The organism is Mesorhizobium sp. LNJC394B00, from assembly GCF_000502555.1.
Lineage (GTDB): Bacteria > Pseudomonadota > Alphaproteobacteria > Rhizobiales > Rhizobiaceae > Mesorhizobium.
The window spans coordinates 1-16,578 of record NZ_AYWH01000016.1 but is presented as its reverse complement, the minus strand read 5'-3'; the positions used below and the strand labels follow the sequence as shown (position 1 = coordinate 16,578).

At 58.4% G+C, this 16,578-nt stretch carries 13 protein-coding genes and 2 pseudogenes; 10 read left to right on the top strand and 5 right to left on the bottom strand.

Annotated features, from left to right (window positions below; all coding sequences use genetic code 11):
• Positions 1 to 55: 55 nt before the first annotated feature.
• On the top strand, positions 56 to 1,531 hold the full coding sequence (locus X751_RS136355; RefSeq protein ID WP_031247369.1) for an NAD-dependent succinate-semialdehyde dehydrogenase: 1,476 nt from the start codon (positions 56 to 58) through the stop codon (positions 1,529 to 1,531).
• Between the two features lie 151 nt (positions 1,532 to 1,682).
• Here the strand turns inward: X751_RS136355 and X751_RS136360 are convergent, their stop codons facing one another.
• The gene (locus X751_RS136360) at positions 1,683 to 2,018 is read right to left on the bottom strand and encodes a hypothetical protein (protein WP_023746275.1); all 336 of its coding nucleotides are present in this window, start codon (positions 2,016 to 2,018) and stop codon (positions 1,683 to 1,685) included.
• Between the two features lie 334 nt (positions 2,019 to 2,352).
• Here X751_RS136360 and X751_RS136365 point away from each other — a divergent pair, with 334 nt between their 5' ends.
• Positions 2,353 to 4,008: an MFS transporter gene (locus X751_RS136365; RefSeq protein WP_031247368.1), complete on the top strand. Its 1,656-nt coding sequence runs from the start codon at positions 2,353 to 2,355 to the stop codon at positions 4,006 to 4,008.
• A 208-nt stretch (positions 4,009 to 4,216) separates the two neighbouring features.
• Here the strand turns inward: X751_RS136365 and X751_RS1000000167655 are convergent, their stop codons facing one another.
• Entirely contained in the window at positions 4,217 to 4,780 is a 564-nt protein-coding gene (locus X751_RS1000000167655) for a hypothetical protein (RefSeq protein WP_198022482.1), read from the bottom strand.
• Positions 4,781 to 5,000: 220 nt separating this feature from the next.
• On the opposite strand from X751_RS1000000167655, the gene X751_RS1000000167270 reads away from it, so the two are divergent.
• Both X751_RS1000000167270 and X751_RS1000000168255 read left to right on the top strand, forming a co-directional pair.
• On the top strand, positions 5,001 to 5,228 hold the full coding sequence (locus tag X751_RS1000000167270) for a hypothetical protein (RefSeq protein ID WP_156936424.1): 228 nt from the start codon (positions 5,001 to 5,003) through the stop codon (positions 5,226 to 5,228).
• 321 nt (positions 5,229 to 5,549) lie between these two features.
• A complete protein-coding gene (locus tag X751_RS1000000168255; protein WP_023746272.1) occupies positions 5,550 to 5,741 on the top strand; it encodes a hypothetical protein in 192 nt (63 codons plus the stop codon).
• 176 nt (positions 5,742 to 5,917) lie between these two features.
• Here the strand turns inward: X751_RS1000000168255 and hemN are convergent, their stop codons facing one another.
• Positions 5,918 to 7,279, bottom strand: coding sequence for an oxygen-independent coproporphyrinogen III oxidase (hemN, locus tag X751_RS136375; protein ID WP_023746271.1), 1,362 nt, complete (start codon positions 7,277 to 7,279; stop codon positions 5,918 to 5,920).
• Positions 7,280 to 8,284: 1,005 nt separating this feature from the next.
• Here hemN and X751_RS136380 point away from each other — a divergent pair.
• The 4 genes and pseudogenes from X751_RS136380 (at position 8,285) to X751_RS136385 (ending at position 11,655) form a co-directional block, all read left to right on the top strand.
• Positions 8,285 to 9,442: a porin gene (locus X751_RS136380; protein WP_023746270.1), complete on the top strand. Its 1,158-nt coding sequence runs from the start codon at positions 8,285 to 8,287 to the stop codon at positions 9,440 to 9,442.
• Positions 9,443 to 9,716: 274 nt separating this feature from the next.
• Positions 9,717 to 10,333: pseudogene (locus tag X751_RS01000000164445) on the top strand (thiamine phosphate synthase).
• A gap of 8 nt (positions 10,334 to 10,341) precedes the next feature.
• Complete coding sequence (locus tag X751_RS1000000168250) at positions 10,342 to 10,752, top strand: bifunctional hydroxymethylpyrimidine kinase/phosphomethylpyrimidine kinase (protein WP_348524590.1); 411 nt, start codon at positions 10,342 to 10,344, stop codon at positions 10,750 to 10,752.
• Between the two features lie 408 nt (positions 10,753 to 11,160).
• Positions 11,161 to 11,655, top strand: a complete 495-nt coding sequence (locus tag X751_RS136385) for a MaoC family dehydratase (protein ID WP_023746267.1) — start codon at positions 11,161 to 11,163, stop codon at positions 11,653 to 11,655.
• A gap of 128 nt (positions 11,656 to 11,783) precedes the next feature.
• On the opposite strand, the pseudogene X751_RS1000000166400 reads toward X751_RS136385, so the two are convergent.
• Together X751_RS1000000166400 and X751_RS136390 are read right to left on the bottom strand one after the other, a co-directional pair.
• Positions 11,784 to 11,933: pseudogene (locus X751_RS1000000166400) on the bottom strand (transposase); the annotation flags it as partial.
• Positions 11,934 to 12,476: 543 nt separating this feature from the next.
• Positions 12,477 to 14,675 (bottom strand): hypothetical protein, encoded by a 2,199-nt coding sequence (locus X751_RS136390; RefSeq protein ID WP_023746264.1) that lies wholly within the window; start codon positions 14,673 to 14,675, stop codon positions 12,477 to 12,479.
• Positions 14,676 to 15,010: 335 nt separating this feature from the next.
• Here X751_RS136390 and X751_RS136395 point away from each other — a divergent pair, with 335 nt between their 5' ends.
• The gene (locus tag X751_RS136395; protein ID WP_023746263.1) at positions 15,011 to 16,132 is read left to right on the top strand and encodes a UvrD-helicase domain-containing protein; all 1,122 of its coding nucleotides are present in this window, start codon (positions 15,011 to 15,013) and stop codon (positions 16,130 to 16,132) included.
• Between the two features lie 77 nt (positions 16,133 to 16,209).
• Positions 16,210 to 16,518 (top strand): hypothetical protein, encoded by a 309-nt coding sequence (locus X751_RS136400; RefSeq protein ID WP_023746262.1) that lies wholly within the window; start codon positions 16,210 to 16,212, stop codon positions 16,516 to 16,518.
• The last annotated feature ends 60 nt before the right edge of the window (positions 16,519 to 16,578 follow it).

Genomic DNA, 16,578 nt, shown 5'->3' with positions numbered 1-16,578 from the left:
AGCGGATAAACCAAAAAGTCGTGTGACACGCCAATTGCATCGAGGAGGATTCGCGTTGTCCTTGTACGAGCCAATGCTTCGCCACCTAAAATCGCGCGAGCTGTTCGGAGCCATTGACCGGGTGCCGGCTCTTGGCGTGCTATTAAGTGAGCGGACCTTCGAGGTATCAAACCCTTCGACCGGCGAAGTGCTGGCGGAACTGCCCGACATGGGCATTGAGGAGACGCGCGCGGCGATTGACAAAGCTTATGTGGCGCAACCTGAATGGGCCGCACTGACCGCGCGCGAGCGCAGCGACATCCTCTGGCGTTGGCACCAACTGATCGTCGACCACACTGACGATCTTGCAGCGATTCTCACTGCGGAAATGGGCAAGCCGATAGCCGAAGCGAAGTCTGAGGTGGCGCATGCGGCCGCGTATCTGCAATGGTACGCCGAAGAGGCTAACCGCATCTACGGCGAGACGATCTCGGCGCCCTCTACAGACCGTCGCATGCTGGTTATCAAACAGCCAATCGGCGTTATCGGTACGATCACGCCATGGAACTTTCCGGCCTCAATGGTTGCGCGCAAGATTTCGCCGGCTCTCGCCGCCGGCTGCACTATTGTGCTCAAACCTGCTGAACAGACGCCCCTGGTGGCAGGTGCAATGTTTGCTCTGGCCCATCTTGCCGGGTTTCCCGAAGGCGTCGTCAACCTCATCTACGCCTCCGAAGGCGATACGGTCGGCCGCGAACTCTGCTCGAACGCCAAGGTCCGCAAGATCAGTTTCACCGGTTCGACCGAGATCGGCCGATTGCTCATGCGCCAGTGCTCGGACCAGATAAAGAAAGTCGGTCTAGAGTTGGGTGGCAATGCGCCTTTCATCGTCTTTGATGATGCCGACGTCGATGCTGCCGTCGACGGCGCGATCCAGGCCAAGTTCCGCAATGCCGGCCAGACCTGCGTTTCCGCCAACCGGCTTTACGTCCAATCGGGCGTTCATGACGAATTCGTCGCCAAATTCGTGGAGCGTGTCCGTGAGCTTCAGGTCGGCGACGGCTTCGATCCAGGTGTCGCGATCGGTCCGCTGATCGACGGGCATGCACTGGCCAAGATCGAACTTCACATTGCCGATGCCTTGGCCAAAGGTGGCGCGATCCGATGTGGCGGCGGCCGGATCGGCAGCGGTGGCAACTTTTTCCAGCCGACGATCCTCAGCAACGTCTCAAGGGAAATGATCGTGGCGCAAGAAGAGACCTTTGGACCCTTGGCGCCGATCATTCGCTTTGAGGATGCTGATCAGGCCGTGCGTGAGGCCAACGATACGATATACGGCCTCGCCGCCTACTTCTATGCTTCGAACCTGAAGCGTGTCTGGCGTGTGGCCGAGGCGCTGGAATACGGCATGGTGGGGATCAACACAGGACGCATGTCCTCAGAAGCCGCGCCTTTCGGTGGCATCAAACAGTCCGGCATCGGGCGGGAAGGTTCCCGCCACGGCCTCGAAGACTATCTTGAAATGAAGTACCTCTGCATGGGCGGCATCTGAGGCGGCGGGCGGCGATTGCCGCGATGAAGGCCAGCGGACGGCCGAACGCCACGAAATGGACCCGCAGTTTTCATTTCGCGGAACAATCCGCACCCAGTCTGCCTCATAAAGGGCCCCGGTTTTCCGCCTATTTTTTGGTGGTCGAACGTCGTCAATTGCCTTCGTCACTGTGGCGGAACGCGGCGCGATAGCCGGTTAGCAACAAGCTTTGGGCGTCATTTCTCTCTAGCGGAATCGACGCTTCCAACAAAAGCCTGACCTTCGCCAGTCTTCTACGAGCCAGCGTTTGCGCCAAAAGTTCAAAGCCGCGTCCGTAACATTCAACAATGAAAGCCAGCGTTATCAGGTCGAGCAGAAAGTCGTCGATCGCATGCGTGAGCGCATCCGACCTTTGTTGGAATCGAAATAGCAAGGCGCGCGCCTCTTCGATCGCGGCCCGGCAATCGTCTGCGTCTATCAGGGAATCGATCCTGTCAAAGATCTGCAAGCGTCCTCACTTTTCGAAAGCCACACTCAGCATCGAACGCCGCTGATGAGTGAGTTTTCAACAAAAGAAAAGGGTCGCCTTTCGCGAAAAGGCATCGCTCGGCAGCGCGTCGATCAAGCATGGTGCCTCAAATGACATGTGAATCCCGGCTCACCAAGATGTGGTCGAAGGCGAGTGAGCCGGCCCATTTCTGCGTCTCGGCCGCCTAACCACTGGTCAGGAGGAACTGTGGCCACATTTGTCGGGCAAATGGGTTCCATCTATTCTTCCAGCCGCCACGGTTCAGCCTAGATTACATGGGAAGCGACAATAACGGAAAGCAAAGGTTCGCAAAATGAGTAGGGTGGCTGGATCAAACGAAGATTTGGCTGCACCAACGACCTTTGGGCCACTTCTGCAGCCCACCTTTCGTTCGATCTGGCTCGCCACCCAGGTTTCGAGCCTCGGCTGGTTGATGCAGACTGTCGCCATCAGCTGGCTGATGGCAACGATCTCGACTTCCGATCTGATGGTTGCGCTGGTGCAGGCTTCATCGAACCTGCCCGCTTTCGTCTTGTCCGTTTTCGCCGGAGCTCTCGCCGACAATTTCAGCCGGCGCCGGGTCATGTTCGCCGGTCGGTGCCTTATGGTGATTGCGTCCGCGATGCTGACCGCGTCCGTGGCGCTGGGCTTTGTCAGTCCGTGGATGATCCTCGGCTTCAGCTTCTTGATCGCAAGCGGCGGTGCTCTCAATGATCCGGCCTGGCAAGCGTCGGTTGGCGATATCGTGGATCGACGCGATGTTCCCGCTGCCGTCACCCTGCTTTCTGTCGGCTTCAACACCGTCCGGACTGTTGGCCCGGCGCTCGGCGGCATTGTGGTTGCCTCATTTGGCCTCATGGCGGCATTCGCCCTGACCACGCTCACCTATTTCGTACCCTTGGCCACTATTTGGCGCTGCAAGTGGAAGGTTCGTTCTTCCCCTCTTCCACGCGAGTCGATGAGGACGGCGATCTATGACGGGCTGCGCTTCACGGCGATGTCATCGGAAATCAAGGCCGCGATCGCGCGCGGAACCCTCTTTGGCTTGGCGAGCATTGCCATACTCGCGCTGCTGCCGGTGGTTGTCCGCGATCAGCTGGGAGGAGGCCCGCTCGCCTATGGCGCGCTCATGGCCGGCTTCGGAACCGGAGCCGTCTTCGCTGGCCTCTCCAACAGCCTGTTCAGACGGAGCTTGTCGCAGGAGCGGCTGATGAGGCTCTCCTGCGTCGCCTGCGCGGCGTGCTCACTTTCCCTGGCACTGACAACTTCGATCGGGGTGGCGGCAATTGCACTCGCTTTGGGCGGCGCGGGCTGGGTCACCGCGTGGTCAGGGGTCGGTGTGAGCGTGCAGCTGGCAAGCCCGCGCTGGGTCGTGGGGCGCACCATCTCGATCTACTATGCTTTGATAGATGGTGGCATCGCGCTCGGCAGCTGGGTGTGGGGCACGGTGGCCGAAAACCATTCGCTGGCCCTGGCGCTGGAGGGTTCCGCTGCCTCCCTGATGTTCGTCGCTGCAGCCGGCGTTCTGTTTCCTCTTCGCGAGCGCCGCGACTCAGAGCCCGATCCTCTGGAGGAATTCGATGCCCCGGCTGTCGCTCTCAATCTGAAGCCGAGAAGCGGCCCGATCGTGGTCAAGGTCGAATATCTGATTGCCGAGAGAAATCTCGAGGCCTTCCTCGACCTCATGCGGCAGCGGCGTCATGTACACAGCCGGGTCGGTGCTCGGAATTGGACGCTCCAGCGGAACTTGCAGAAGCCTATGCATTGGACGGAAACGTTCCGCACGCCGACCTGGACGGACTACCTTCGCCTCAATCATCGTCTGACGGAAGTGGACAAGGAACTGGATGAGCGTGTCTTCCAGTTGCACGCGGGAGAGGAAGCGCCTCAGATGACACTTTCCATCGAGCGACCGACAAGCTCGGCCCGCAAGCCCGAGCACTCAGCTTTTCGCCATCCCCGTCATTGAAGCCCGGCCGGCACAGAAAACGCGATTCTTGTCTATCGCGCTCAAACCGGTGCGGGAGACGGACAATCCACCGAAATTCGATGATGGGTGGCAGAGAAGAACCACAGGCTGAGAGTGCGACCGATCGGTCCCAACCGTGAAGCGGAGCCTGGGGCTGCAGCGGCACGCGACTATTGCCGCGTGTCACCTTTTGAATTTAAAGTCTTCCTCAGCCCGCCTCGCTGATCCGGGCCAACGCTATCTTGAGGTTGGCATTTTGTCCCGCCAGCTCGCTGAGACGATCACGTTCGGCGGCGACCACATCCGGACTGGCGTTGGCAACGATGCACCCGCGGAGCGTGCTGTTGCTGGAAGCAGGAAGGCATGATCGGCCAAAGCCGGGAGAGGTGCTGCCGGCAGTAGCGAATGGGCTGCTGCCGGCAGCTTGGTGTCTGGACGCCGTTCGCCGAGGCCGGTTTCGTTGAAAATTCGTGCGCTTGTTTCGGTGTGGGCCAATGAAGTTCCCAGCGAGCGGCACGGCATGTTTTCCGCTCAAGGTGCCGGCTGGCAACTCGACCGGACGCGATCCGACCGGCTGATGGTGCAGGCGGCCAAGGCGGCAGGTGTGGACACGCGGTTTGGCTCGGCCGTGGGTTCGGCAGTTCGCGACGATCAAGGCTGGCTGCTCAAGCTGGCCGATGAAGCTATCGTTGCCCGCGCCGTGGTTTGGGCGACCGGTCGCAGTTGGAGGCTGGCGCGATGTTTCGGCGCCAAGCTCACCATGCACGGACATCTTGCCGCCTACACACGCTTTTTCGACCGCGCACCGGGCGATTGCAGCATGGTCGTCGAGGCGCGTCCCGAAGGCTGGTGGTACAGCGCCGACTTGCGCGTGCCTCACCGATCCGAATCTGGGCAGCGAACTGCGCAAAGCCGGACATTGGTACCGCGCCTTAGCCGCAACGCAGTCCATCGCGCCGCTCGTGCCGCCCAACGCAACCGAGACCGCCAGCATGATCAAGGCGGCGGGAACCGCAACGATCGATCCCGCCGCCGGTGACCGCTGGGTCGCGGCGGGCGACTGCCTGTTCTGTGCCGATCCACTGTCATCACGCGGGATCGTGCATGCACTCCGCTCAGGGATCCTGGCGGCCTACGCGGCATCGGACATGCTGGACGGGCGTGGCGATTTCGCCTGCGCCCGCTATCCAACAATCGCCACACGCGGCTTTGCCGATTAGCTCCCGGCGCTGGCTGCCCACTATGCAGCCGCCGCGCGATGGGACACGCCATTCTCGCAGCGGCGGCGCAGCCATGTCTTCCACGCGTCTAGCATCGAAGGAGGGAGCTCAGAGGTGGTCTCGGGACGGGGTGCTCGGCATTTTATGAACCGACCGAGCGCCAGCGAGTGGTCGTCGACGGGCTCGATGGCGGCATCAGGTCAGGGAACTCGACCTCCATGATCATCTCCGATTTAATTCAAATTTGTCTGTATATATTGACGATTGCACTACCTTCACCTCGTAGACGGCAATGCGGGCGGGTAGAGAGGGTTCTATGATATGATAAGCGATTTTTCCGCCGCCCGAGTGCATTTAGATCGAGCGTATGACTACCTTCGTGGGGATGACCCGATGAGTCAAAGGGGCCGCGAAGCCTTGGACCTGCTAATTGAGGCGGTTGCCGTCGAAGAGTTCAAGCAGCCACGCCAAAGCGCTGAGGTGCTAAGGTTTCCGATCGAGCGCCGCTGCTGAGGTAATCTCCACGGCCGCCATGTAGCCTCGCGGGTGAGGCGCTCACGGCAGGGACTCGCCGCCCCGTGAGGGCCGGGAACGAACGCATTGGCAAACGGAAAGCACACTTGCCAGACCAGCGCCCGGCCGGCGTGGCAAGTAGGCCGGCGGTTCCAAGCGGAGACATTGATGCCGGACTATGTCGTGCTTTGCATCGCATTAAGCTGCTGCGGGATATACGTAACGCCATCCCTAAACACATCGAATGCGGCAGCGACAGCGCGAATCCCAAAGCGATGCTCCCGCCGTACGCGGACAAAGCCGTTTTCGAAGTCCACTATCCCGTCCTTGGCCAGCATGGCCAAGCGCTCAGCCGAATCGCGAAGACGGATCGGATCAGATCCGTGGGCGACACAGATTGCCGGCACGTCAGCCTCGAAATCGCACATTAATCGCTCGATAATTGCGGCTCGCACGCGGTCGTCGTCTGTGAGGCGATGGCCCTTCGATGTAGCCAGTCGGCCAGCTGCGATGTGCTGGATGTAGGAATCCCGTGTAACTTCGTTTTGAACGTATCCCTGGCCGATGCGGCCGATAGCCGACGCGCCGAAACCGATCAGGGTTCTGCAGGTATCGGCCGAGTAGCCCAACGAGTTACGTCGCAGGCGACCTGTTTCCTGTGCCAGCGCGAGCTCGTCGTCCGGCAAGGCGAAATGGTCGAGCCCGATCTGTCGGTAGCCGGCGGCAATCAGCGTCACGGCGACAGCCGCATACTGTTCAGCGCGGGCAGCGCTGTCGGGAAGAAATTCCGCCTCGATGAGGCGCTGATTCTTTACTTGGGATGGGATGTGCGAGTAGCCGAACAAGGCAAGCCGGTCGGGGCGCATGGCGACCGCCGCCCTCACTGTTTCGACGCACGACTCCACCGTTTGACGCGGCAGGCCGTAGATGAGGTCGAAGTTGATGCGGCTTACTCCATGCCGGCGCAGCACTTCCACGGCAGCCGACGTCTGGGCCTCGCTCTGGATTCGGTTGATCGCTTTTTGAACAATGGGATCGAAGCTCTGTACGCCCAGGCTCGCGCGGTTCACGCCGGCCGCTCCCAAGCCTTCCGCCATCTCGGGCGTGAGTGTTCGTGGATCGATCTCGATGGCGACCGTAGCTGTTTTCGAGATGGCGAAGCGGCATCGCAGGAACTCCATCAGAGCGAGGAACTCGGCTGGTCCGATGAGAGACGGCGTTCCGCCGCCGAAATGTATGTCGCTCACGGGCAACGTCTTCGGCACTCGCTCCGAAACCAGACGGATCTCGTCTCGCAGCGCCGCCAGATAGATGAGGATGGGCGCATCACGGCGGGTGATGGTGGTTGGGAAGCCGCAATACCAGCAGGCTGATCGGCAGAACGGAACGTGCAGGTAGAGTGACACCGGATCATCAGCCGGCAGGTTCCTGAGCCATTCCTCATAAGCCTCGGCGCCGACCGCCCCAGAGAACTCCGACACAGCCGGATAGATAGTGTACCAAGGCAGCCGGGCCTCTCGAAATTTCGTGGTCTGCAACGGTCACCGTCCCATGCTGATAACATCCAACCTTACCGCTGCGCTCGCCTGCGTCTTTGCGCTATGTCAGTCCGTTCCGCTTTGGGCTCGAAATTTTTTAGCAATGGGCGCCGTTCAGTCTTGGCCGGACAGCGATGGTCTGAGCGCACTCGGTCAGCGACTGACGATGGTGTTCCCGCCGAAACCCTCACGCGCACCGTTTTGTTCGACGTCCCTTCCCTTCATCTGCGCGTGGGAGACTCTTCTGAGCGCAGATGCCGCATCCGATGAGACAATACGGTGTTGGGTCCAGACTTTGCACGCCAGCTAGCACCGCCCATAATGATCTCTGCCGTCTCGATGAGCTCGTTGTGTGAATTGCTGGCAAGAAGCATTAGCTGTGCCGCGCCGCTTTCAGCACGAAAACCTGCTCGACGCGACCGTCAGGTCCGCCGCAATGCCAAGGCTGGCGCCTACCGACTCAGTGGTGCAAGGCTGCGGCGCGTGGTTATCGACCATCAGCTCGCCAAAGTGACGGCGTCGTACCGAGCGGTGGCCGCCGCATGATGCCTCAACGGCGGGGCTCACAGCAAACAATGCCGTCGCCATTAAGCCAAACTGTCGCGAAGCGAACAGACGAACCGTAGCCGAAACGTTTGCCGTTCGTGCTTGGGTGGATCCGCAAGGCAAAAAGAACGGAAGCGCGAACCAAGGTCCGCCCGCAAATTTGAGCTTCAGCCGCAGCTGGGTCGTCACGGTGGCACGTCATTTGCAGTAGCACCCTTTGTGAGGCCCGCCGCGGAGGTGAAAAGGGTAATTGTACAAAAATGTTGTATGATCGTCTGGAGTGATAAATGCTTAATAAATGTGACAGCAAGTCTCAACCACATTCTGAATTCTCCTAAGCATTAGCACGGCAGTTGCAGCAACACTCCTAGAATTAATCTTGATTCGCTATCAATCGTTTGCTTAGCAAAAATCATTTATCGGTCTCGATTCCTTTTACCATTTAGACGGAGATCAACAATGACCTTTGGGAGCCTCCTCCTCGGCTCAACTGCGGCACTGATCGCCGCTTCGGACGCTCGCGCCGTGATCATCGTCCCCGAGCCTGATCCCACTGAGTACCTCAAGATCTGCGACGTCTACGGCTCCAGCTACGTCTATATTTCAGGCACCGAGACCTGCCTGCGCATCGGCGGCTATCTTAGCTACTACGTGGGCTTCGGCGATGTCGGATTGTTTTACCACGCAAGAACCTCAGATGTGAGGACTGGTGAGGATCAGGGTACATGGCAAAACAACACGCGCTTCACACTGAAAGCTTGGACCGGCCAGGAGACCGAACTCGGCACGTTGAAGACCTACACCGAAACCCGCGTGAATTTCGGTAACCGCCACACTTCGGTTTCGGACAGTTCTCGGTCCTATGCCTTCAACGGAGACAGCATCTTGACTTTCGCCTGGATTCAGCTTGGTGGCCTCCGAGTTGGTAAGGACTGGTCGGCCTTCGACAAGTTTATTGGCGGCGCGGGTGACGTACTCAACCAGACGCCGGTTCCGTACGGCGCTTTGGATACCAATGTGGTCCAGTACTACTTCGACGCCGCGAACGGCTTTTCCGCCGTGGTTTCGCTCGAAGAAGGCTCAGGCGTGGTGGGCGCAATCGACAACTACGCTCCGCACATAGTCGGCGGCTTGAAATACACACATGGCTGGGGAGCGATCACCGGCGTTGCTGGTTATGATAGCAACTACGAATCGGTAGCCGCCAAGGTCCGTGTCGACATCAATGTCACCAACGAACTGTTGCTGTTCGGAATGTTCGGCTACGGTTCCAATGGCAAGCTCAACGACGACTCCATGAACGCGATCGACGCTCATGGTCGCGGCTTCTATAAGATTTGGGGCGGGAACTGGGCTTTCTGGGCTGGCGCCGCTTACGAGGTCAACGGGACAACTTCGTTCAACCTTCAGCTCTCGGGTGATCAGCTCAAGAACTATGGTGTCGCTGCGAACGTCGCCTATGCGCTTCTTCCAGATTTCACAGTTACGGCTGAACTCGACTACGACCGCTACGGAGGCTCCGCCGTCGGAAAGGTGAAAGCTTCCGAAGTGAACTGGGCCCATGCCAACAAGAAGAGCAGTGTCGGCGGTATCCTGCGTTTCGAACGCTCATTCTAATGCGATGAAGCGTTGAGCTCCGAGGTCCAGTTGATGCGCGGACATTTCCCCTACATTCCGTTTGATTGTGGATGCGTGGCTCGGACGGCCGTCGTACGCGGCGACGTCATGGAGCTCGGGTTTGACGCCGTGCTCCTGAACACCGGCGGTCCCGAGGGCGGCCGATCCGGTCGGCATGGCTTGTGAGTTCGGCAAGGGCGGTCGACATTCGTGAAGCTAGCACTGGAATGCTCGAACCGCGCTACTCACCGACGGTCGGCAGGGCTGTCTTCTCATGAAGCTCGATCCCTTCTATCTGAATTTCAACGTGCCGGCTGGGTTGACCGGCTGGCGCCGCTCGGCGTGAGTCTGCTGCAGCTCCGGATAAAGGATATGGACGAGAAAGGACTGCAGACGGAAATCCGCCGCGCGAACGACGCCTGCGCGGTCCATGGTTGCCAAGTGAGCGTCAACGACTATTGGCGCACGGCAATCGAGGAAGGCTGCGACTCGTCCATCTTGGTCAAAAGGATTTGGCTGCCGCCGATGCTGACGCCGGATTGAAGCTCGGCCTTTCGATCCACGATCACACCGAACTGCGCCAGTGGCCGAGCCGGAGTATGTGGCGCTCGGCCCAGTCCATCCAACTAGCCTCAAGAAGATGAATGGGCGTCGCAAGGGCTCGAGCGGATCAGCGAGTGGAAGCACCAGGTCGCGCCGATCCCATTGGTCTCCATGGACGGCCTCAACCTGACCGGCTCGAAGGCGTTTTTCGAGGCTGGCGCCGAAAGCGCAGCCGTGGTCACCGACCTTGCGCTGAACGACGCCCCAGAAGCGCGCACGCGAGAATGGATCGAAAGACAGAACAATAGCTGGGAGAGAACCGCATCTGCTCGTTGTTGTAGGGTCTGATTCCCGCGGTGGGGCTGGAATTGCCCGCGAGATCGAGACGATCGCTTGCCTTGACGTGCGCACCTGCCTTTGCTGTCAGCGCGCTGACGGTGCAAACCCAGGAAGACGCCTTGGAAATCCAAGTTACGCAACCCGGTCTGGTGACGGATCAAATGCGCGCTGCGCTTCAAGCTAACAGAGTGGCCGGCACCAAGGTTGGCATGCTCGCAACGGCTGAGATCATCGTCGCTGCGGTTGCCGCTGTGCTGCGCGAGTATCGGGCGCATATCGATATTCCAGATCCGGTGCTGGCTTCCACGTCAGGCCGAGCGCTTCTTGAAGCAAGCGCCATTCCGCATCATGAAGTAGCATCTGATGCCGCTTTGCCGTGTCGACACCCAATGTCATTGAACTGGCGCTTCTTGCCGGCTCAGAGCTAGCGGCCAATGAGGTGGGCGCCCTTCAAGAAGGACGACAAGCTACCCCGTCTGCTGGACTACTCCTCCACCATTCGAGACACGGATGGTTCCTATCCAGAGAATTGATTTTATCAATCTGCGACAATACCGCATAGCGGCGCCGGCGGACTGATCATCCGTAGCAAGACGAGCTGCTTTCGGCGGCCTGCAGGACGCGCACCGCGACCGAGTACAAGCCGGCTCGTCTGCAGCCATGTTCGGATCGGCCGCATCGGTGCGCCGAATGAGATGCCGGCGGAACGCTCTATTCGTGCAGCTGTGACGGCAGTCATCTCACCGGGGCCATCCTGCCGATGGATGGCCGGCAGTCGGTGCAGCATGGGCTGACACTGTTCACGGAATGAAGCCGTCGCGCTTCGGACGGTTGAAATGGAGGACATTAGCTTGGAACCGATCAGTCTCGACGAGCTTCTGGCCAGCGTCGGCAAGGAAGTCGGCGTGTCGCCGTGGCGGGTGGTCTCGCAGCGGATGATCGACCAGTTCGCCGAGTCCACCGATGACCACCAGTTCATCCACTGCGATCCGGAGCGCGCCAAGCGCGAGACGCCGTTCGGCGGCACCATCGCACATGGCTTTCTGTCGCTTTCGCTTTTGTCGGCGATGACTTTCGAGACCATGCGGCCGCTCGAAAACTGCAAGATGGGTGTCAACTATGGCTTCGAATCGCTGCGCTTCCTGGCGCCGGTGAAAACCGGATCGCGCATCCGCACCCGTTTCGTACTGGACGACATCAAGGTCAGGCCGTCGGGCTGGGTGCAGACGGCGCTGAGCGTGACGATTGAGATCGAGGGCTCGAAAAAGCCGGCGCTGACCGCGCGCTGGTTGACGCTGACGCTGATCAAACGCCAGCCGGAGGCGGCCTGAATTGCTCAACGAGCGTCAGCAGGGATGATTTGCACACGCCGGCCAACCTGCAGGGCGATGTAGACGACCAGCGCGCTACCGATCGGCAAACGCGCCTTCGATATGCGACTCTAAACGTCGATCGAGGTGCCCGACTGCCAGCGCCGCGAGGTCAGCCCGAAGTAGGCCGCCACGTCGCGCGAGCAGCGGAAGAGCGCCGGATCGTCGATCGCCATCATGAACGACAGCGCCGTCACCGGGGCGACGCCGGGGATGGCCATGAAGCGCGGCACGGCTCGCTGCGCGCGACGATTGTTACGACGAGATCGTGCAGCTGGCGATACTATCGCCACAGCCCCGCGCGTGACAGCAGCATGGCGTCCATCAGCTCAGCCGACAGCGGATCGTCAGCCACAGCTTACTCGAACGCACCGCGACCGACTTTTGCTCAAGCGGATGCCAAACGCCTTCCGCGAATGATGGATGGGCGCTCTCCAGGTCGAGGAACCTGTCTTTCAAGTTGCAGCGGTGGGTCAAGAGAAGCTCCGTTCGGAAGCATCTCTGCGTTTTTGATGTGGGCTTGGCGGGACCCGCCGGCGCGCGTCACATGGCGGTGCCGAGCCCATCGGCTTTGTCAGTCTTGTGGCGCTGCGCCGACATCGGGGTGCACAGATGCACCCTCGCCATGCAGATCGCCGGCATCAGCTCCCGATGCAGCCAGGGCTACAACAATGCCGCCTACCTAGTTAGTGGCCAACAAGGTGGAGCCGCCCAGGATCGCCCGCCCAACCTTCTACCGCGGTCTGGTCTGGGCGTTATGCGGCCACACCGGCTATTCCAACCTACGCTGAGGAGTTGTCCGAGAGCTCGGCAATCGAATCCGTGACCGCGTTCGCATCGAGAGCATAGCTGCGAAACGAGAGTACCGTATCCCCCACTGAATAGGCCTCTTCATGTTCGACCATCGCGTCGAAGAGCATCGCAGAGAGGCTATCCTCCTTGAGGTATTGATAGAGGAATTTGGGATCAAGCTGGGCAGCATTCCAAAGGTTCCGCTCAACGACATTCTCAGTGCGGACGTCTAGTCCGGAGCCGTCGTCGAACACCGACACCTCTACAGTTCTGACAACCCCCTTTTCAATCATGTTCAGCAACTCAGCCCATCGTCTCACAGGGTGTCCGTCGACCCGAAGGCCGGAGAACATGCCATTGCAGGAGACGATACAGGTCACAATCTCCTCCGCAGGACCAACGCTCCATCCCAACCGACGATAGAATTCGGCCTCGATTTTCGGATCCGAGAGCAAATGGCTTACGCGATCGAGTTGGCCAGCGCCTGTACGAACGTGTTTGAACGAAGTTCGCAATTCGTGCACGTTGCAGGGCAGCAGTGAATGTTTGCACTCGAACAGAAACAGATATTCCCCAAACCGACAGACTGCATCAATCTCGATGCGTTGACCGTTGAGTACGGTCTCATATTCCGCTCGCACGTGTTCGCAATGGCGCTGCAGGGCATGCGTCAACGCACGAGAAGCGGCTTCTTGTTCAACCGAGTCAGTGAGGCGAATTTTTCCGGTGTGGACGAGGTTTCGGTACCAGTTGGCCATCCCTGCGATATGCATAGGCACAAGGAGATGGCCATCCTCTCCTCGGATGATCGGCCGATACTGAAGATCAAACACGCCTGCGCTACCTGGCTTCCAGGATAAGAGGCCTAGCACGTCGTCGATTTGTTCGGGTCTCAGACACCAACCCAAAAGCCCTCTCAACACCCCTTCTTTAAACACCGGAATCAACGAGCGATAAGCAATGGCGGGGTCATGGCTCAACAGAGGTTCTAGTTGCCTCGTCGCAAGGCGGGCGACAAACAGGAAAAGTCGATAGACTTTTGCGACGTCGAGAAGCGACAAGCCAGGGCGGAGCTCAAAACGCTCCAGCTCTTCCCATGTTACCAGTTCTGTATTTACGACATCGCGAAGATAAACTACTTCCTCAGCTGTAAAAGCATCATTAGAAAACAGTGCCCGCAACGACGGCACATCCGGCAGATTAAATGTATAACGACTAAAAGGCTGCTCGGTGAGTTTTACCACCTCTTCACGCGATCGATCGTATAATTTATCAGCGATGTCAAATACGGAAACAGCACCTCCTTTAATTGTCTTTATTCTTTCAAATTGCATCCGGCTACGTGCTTGATATTCTTGTATATATCCCAATCGTATACTCTTTTCCAATTCAGGCGTTGGTGCTGATACGCTAAATTTCCTTTTACTCGTGTGAACCTGATATTTGAACGCATCGACAAGGATTTCCGCCTCGCAATATCGGCGTATTTTGCAAGCCTTTACGATAATCCTATCGAAAAGTCCGCGTGATATCTTCGATTCGGCCATCTTGTTAAATTGTTTAGTTTCGATACCGATCTCGGTGTCAATGCAATGAACGATGTAGGACGCGCCTTCAGCCAAGTCTTCCTTCGAATAGAAGCTGAAATCCTCCGTGTTTACTCCATGGTCGGCCTGGTGGCCAGTCATGAATGTGGCATCGATCCTAGCTACTACTGATTTCAACGCAGTGTCGGCATTACGCCTTAGAAACTGCCGAAGAGTCTGGTCCAGATGATGAATCGGAGTGGCGAGATTGGCTAGCGCCTTCACCGATGCGAGATATGTGCAAACCTCCTCAGATAAAGGCAACTCCGCGCCTGTCTGATCAAGAGCGATCAAAACGTCCAAGAGGTTCTGGGCCTTGTAGCCATACTTCGAGCTGCGAAAGGCACCCGAGGTCCCCAAAGCCTCTCTCGCGATCGACTGATCGCAATAGAATCCGAGCACAAGCCAGTTCACCGCTTGTTGAGTCTTGCCGGCCGCGATGGCCCTCAACGCGAGGTCGCCGACCTGGGAGAGTTCCCGCCGCAGCGCCTGACACAATTCGACCTTGTCTAGGGACACCAAGGTCGGCAGCCAGACCTCGGCCGCCAGTAACTTGGGGGAGACCAAACCGAGGCGGTCTTCAAGGCTTCGTTCTTGTGCCATCGAAAAGAGTATCCCAGCCCACTGGCTTCCATTCCCGTCGATGCCACCTGAATGGTGATGGACCGTCGGGCAATTCCGATTGCTGAGCAAAAGGGAGGCGCTCAAAACCTATGCGTGGCCGGCCATCAACATTAGCAATTCCTAAACCAGCGCCCTTCTGACAGTCCGGAAGCTCAGTTTCACCGATCTGGTTAATCCTGATCTGCTTTCGGCACCAGGCCGTATCGCCTCCTACATTGCTGAAACCGTCAACTTTCCAGTCACTGTCGCTAGACCTTGGCCTCGATCTTGACTTCGATCCCATTTAAGGACGAATTCTACCGAGGGGATTTGGCATGAAGCGACCTTTTATTTCGTTGAGGATAGACCAGCTTGAGACGATGCTGGAAAAGGCCACGGCGAACGGAGACAGTAAGGCCATCAAGGCCATCGCGAGTGAGGCAGCAGTCAGGAGTACCGCTCGGGCGGGAAAGCTACTGGTCCGTGCCAAATCTGCACTGGATGTCAAGCAGGCGGATCTTTTCGAACACGCCTCCAAAGCCTCCAAGAAACAGCCCCGCGTTGTACACACGCAGGCCCCGGTCACGAAAGGGAAGCGCAAACCCACCGGAGAGCAGGAACAGGCCATCGATGCCTTCCTCTCTGGCGGATCGCTCCGCATCAATGCCTATGCCGGTACGGGGAAAACCTCAACCCTGCAGTTCCTTGCCCACGGAACCCGCACTCGTGGCCAATACATTGCTTTCAACAAGGCTATTGTCGGGGATGCCCGCGAGAAATTTCCTTCCACGGTGGATTGCTCGACAATTCATAGCCTGGCACTGAAGTCTCTTCACTCTGACTTCAAGAAAACCAAGGACAAGTTTGCCGGAAAGGTCAGCGCAAAGCAGCTCGCAGAGATACTCGAACTCAAGAAGGCATGGCGTGTCGACCGTGACCACTCCCTACAGCCGGTGTCGCAAGCCTATCTGATCCAGCAGACTGTAAGACGTTTTGCCCAAAGCGGGGACGAGGAAATCTCTGACGCGCATGTACCGCGCCACGGATCGCTGCTTGCGGCGAGCGATGAAACGTTAGATGCAGTGAATGAGTTTGCGCGCAACAACGCCGAGCATCTGTGGGGGCGCATGTGCGATGCGAAGGACGCGATCCCGTTGGGTTTTGACGGATTTCTGAAGCTTTGGGGGCTGTCCAAGCCGCAGATCTCGGCCGACTACATTCTTCTTGATGAGGCACAGGACACAAATCCCGTGGTCCTGGACGTTCTGAAGAGGCAAGACGCCCAACTTGTCTATGTTGGGGATCGCTATCAGCAGATCTACGAATGGCGTGGCGCGATCAATGCGACGGAGGCGATCGAGACCGATGCGGTTGTTAGCTTAACGCGGTCGTTTCGATTCGGTCCTGAGATTGCACATGAGGCATCCTGCAGCGACTCGGCGAAAGCGTGCCACTGACTGGTAACCCGGCTTTGTCGAGCAGGGTCGGGACCTGCAAGCCTAATGCCATTCTGGCGAGAACCAATGCGAACGTCATGACAGCGCTGATCGATTGCATTGACGATGGTCGCAAAACCCATCTCGTTGGCGACAACAATGACCTGAAGGAGTTGTTGTGGGGGGTGCGAGACTTGAAGGAAGGGCGCCCAACAGACGTCGCCGACTTTTTCGGTTTCAATAGCTGGGAATCGGTGGTCGACTTCGCCAAAACCGCAGAGGGCGGGCACCTAACCATGTTCGTCAACCTGGTGCAGAGCAAGGGCGAAAAGCGCCTTTTGTGGGCTATCAATCAATCTGTGGGTGAGGACCAGGCCGATATCGTCATCTCGATGACCTGCCCCTAAGAATTTCCTCCATCTGAGATTAGAGTCCGGCCCTTGATCGAAGGACGGACTGATGAAGAG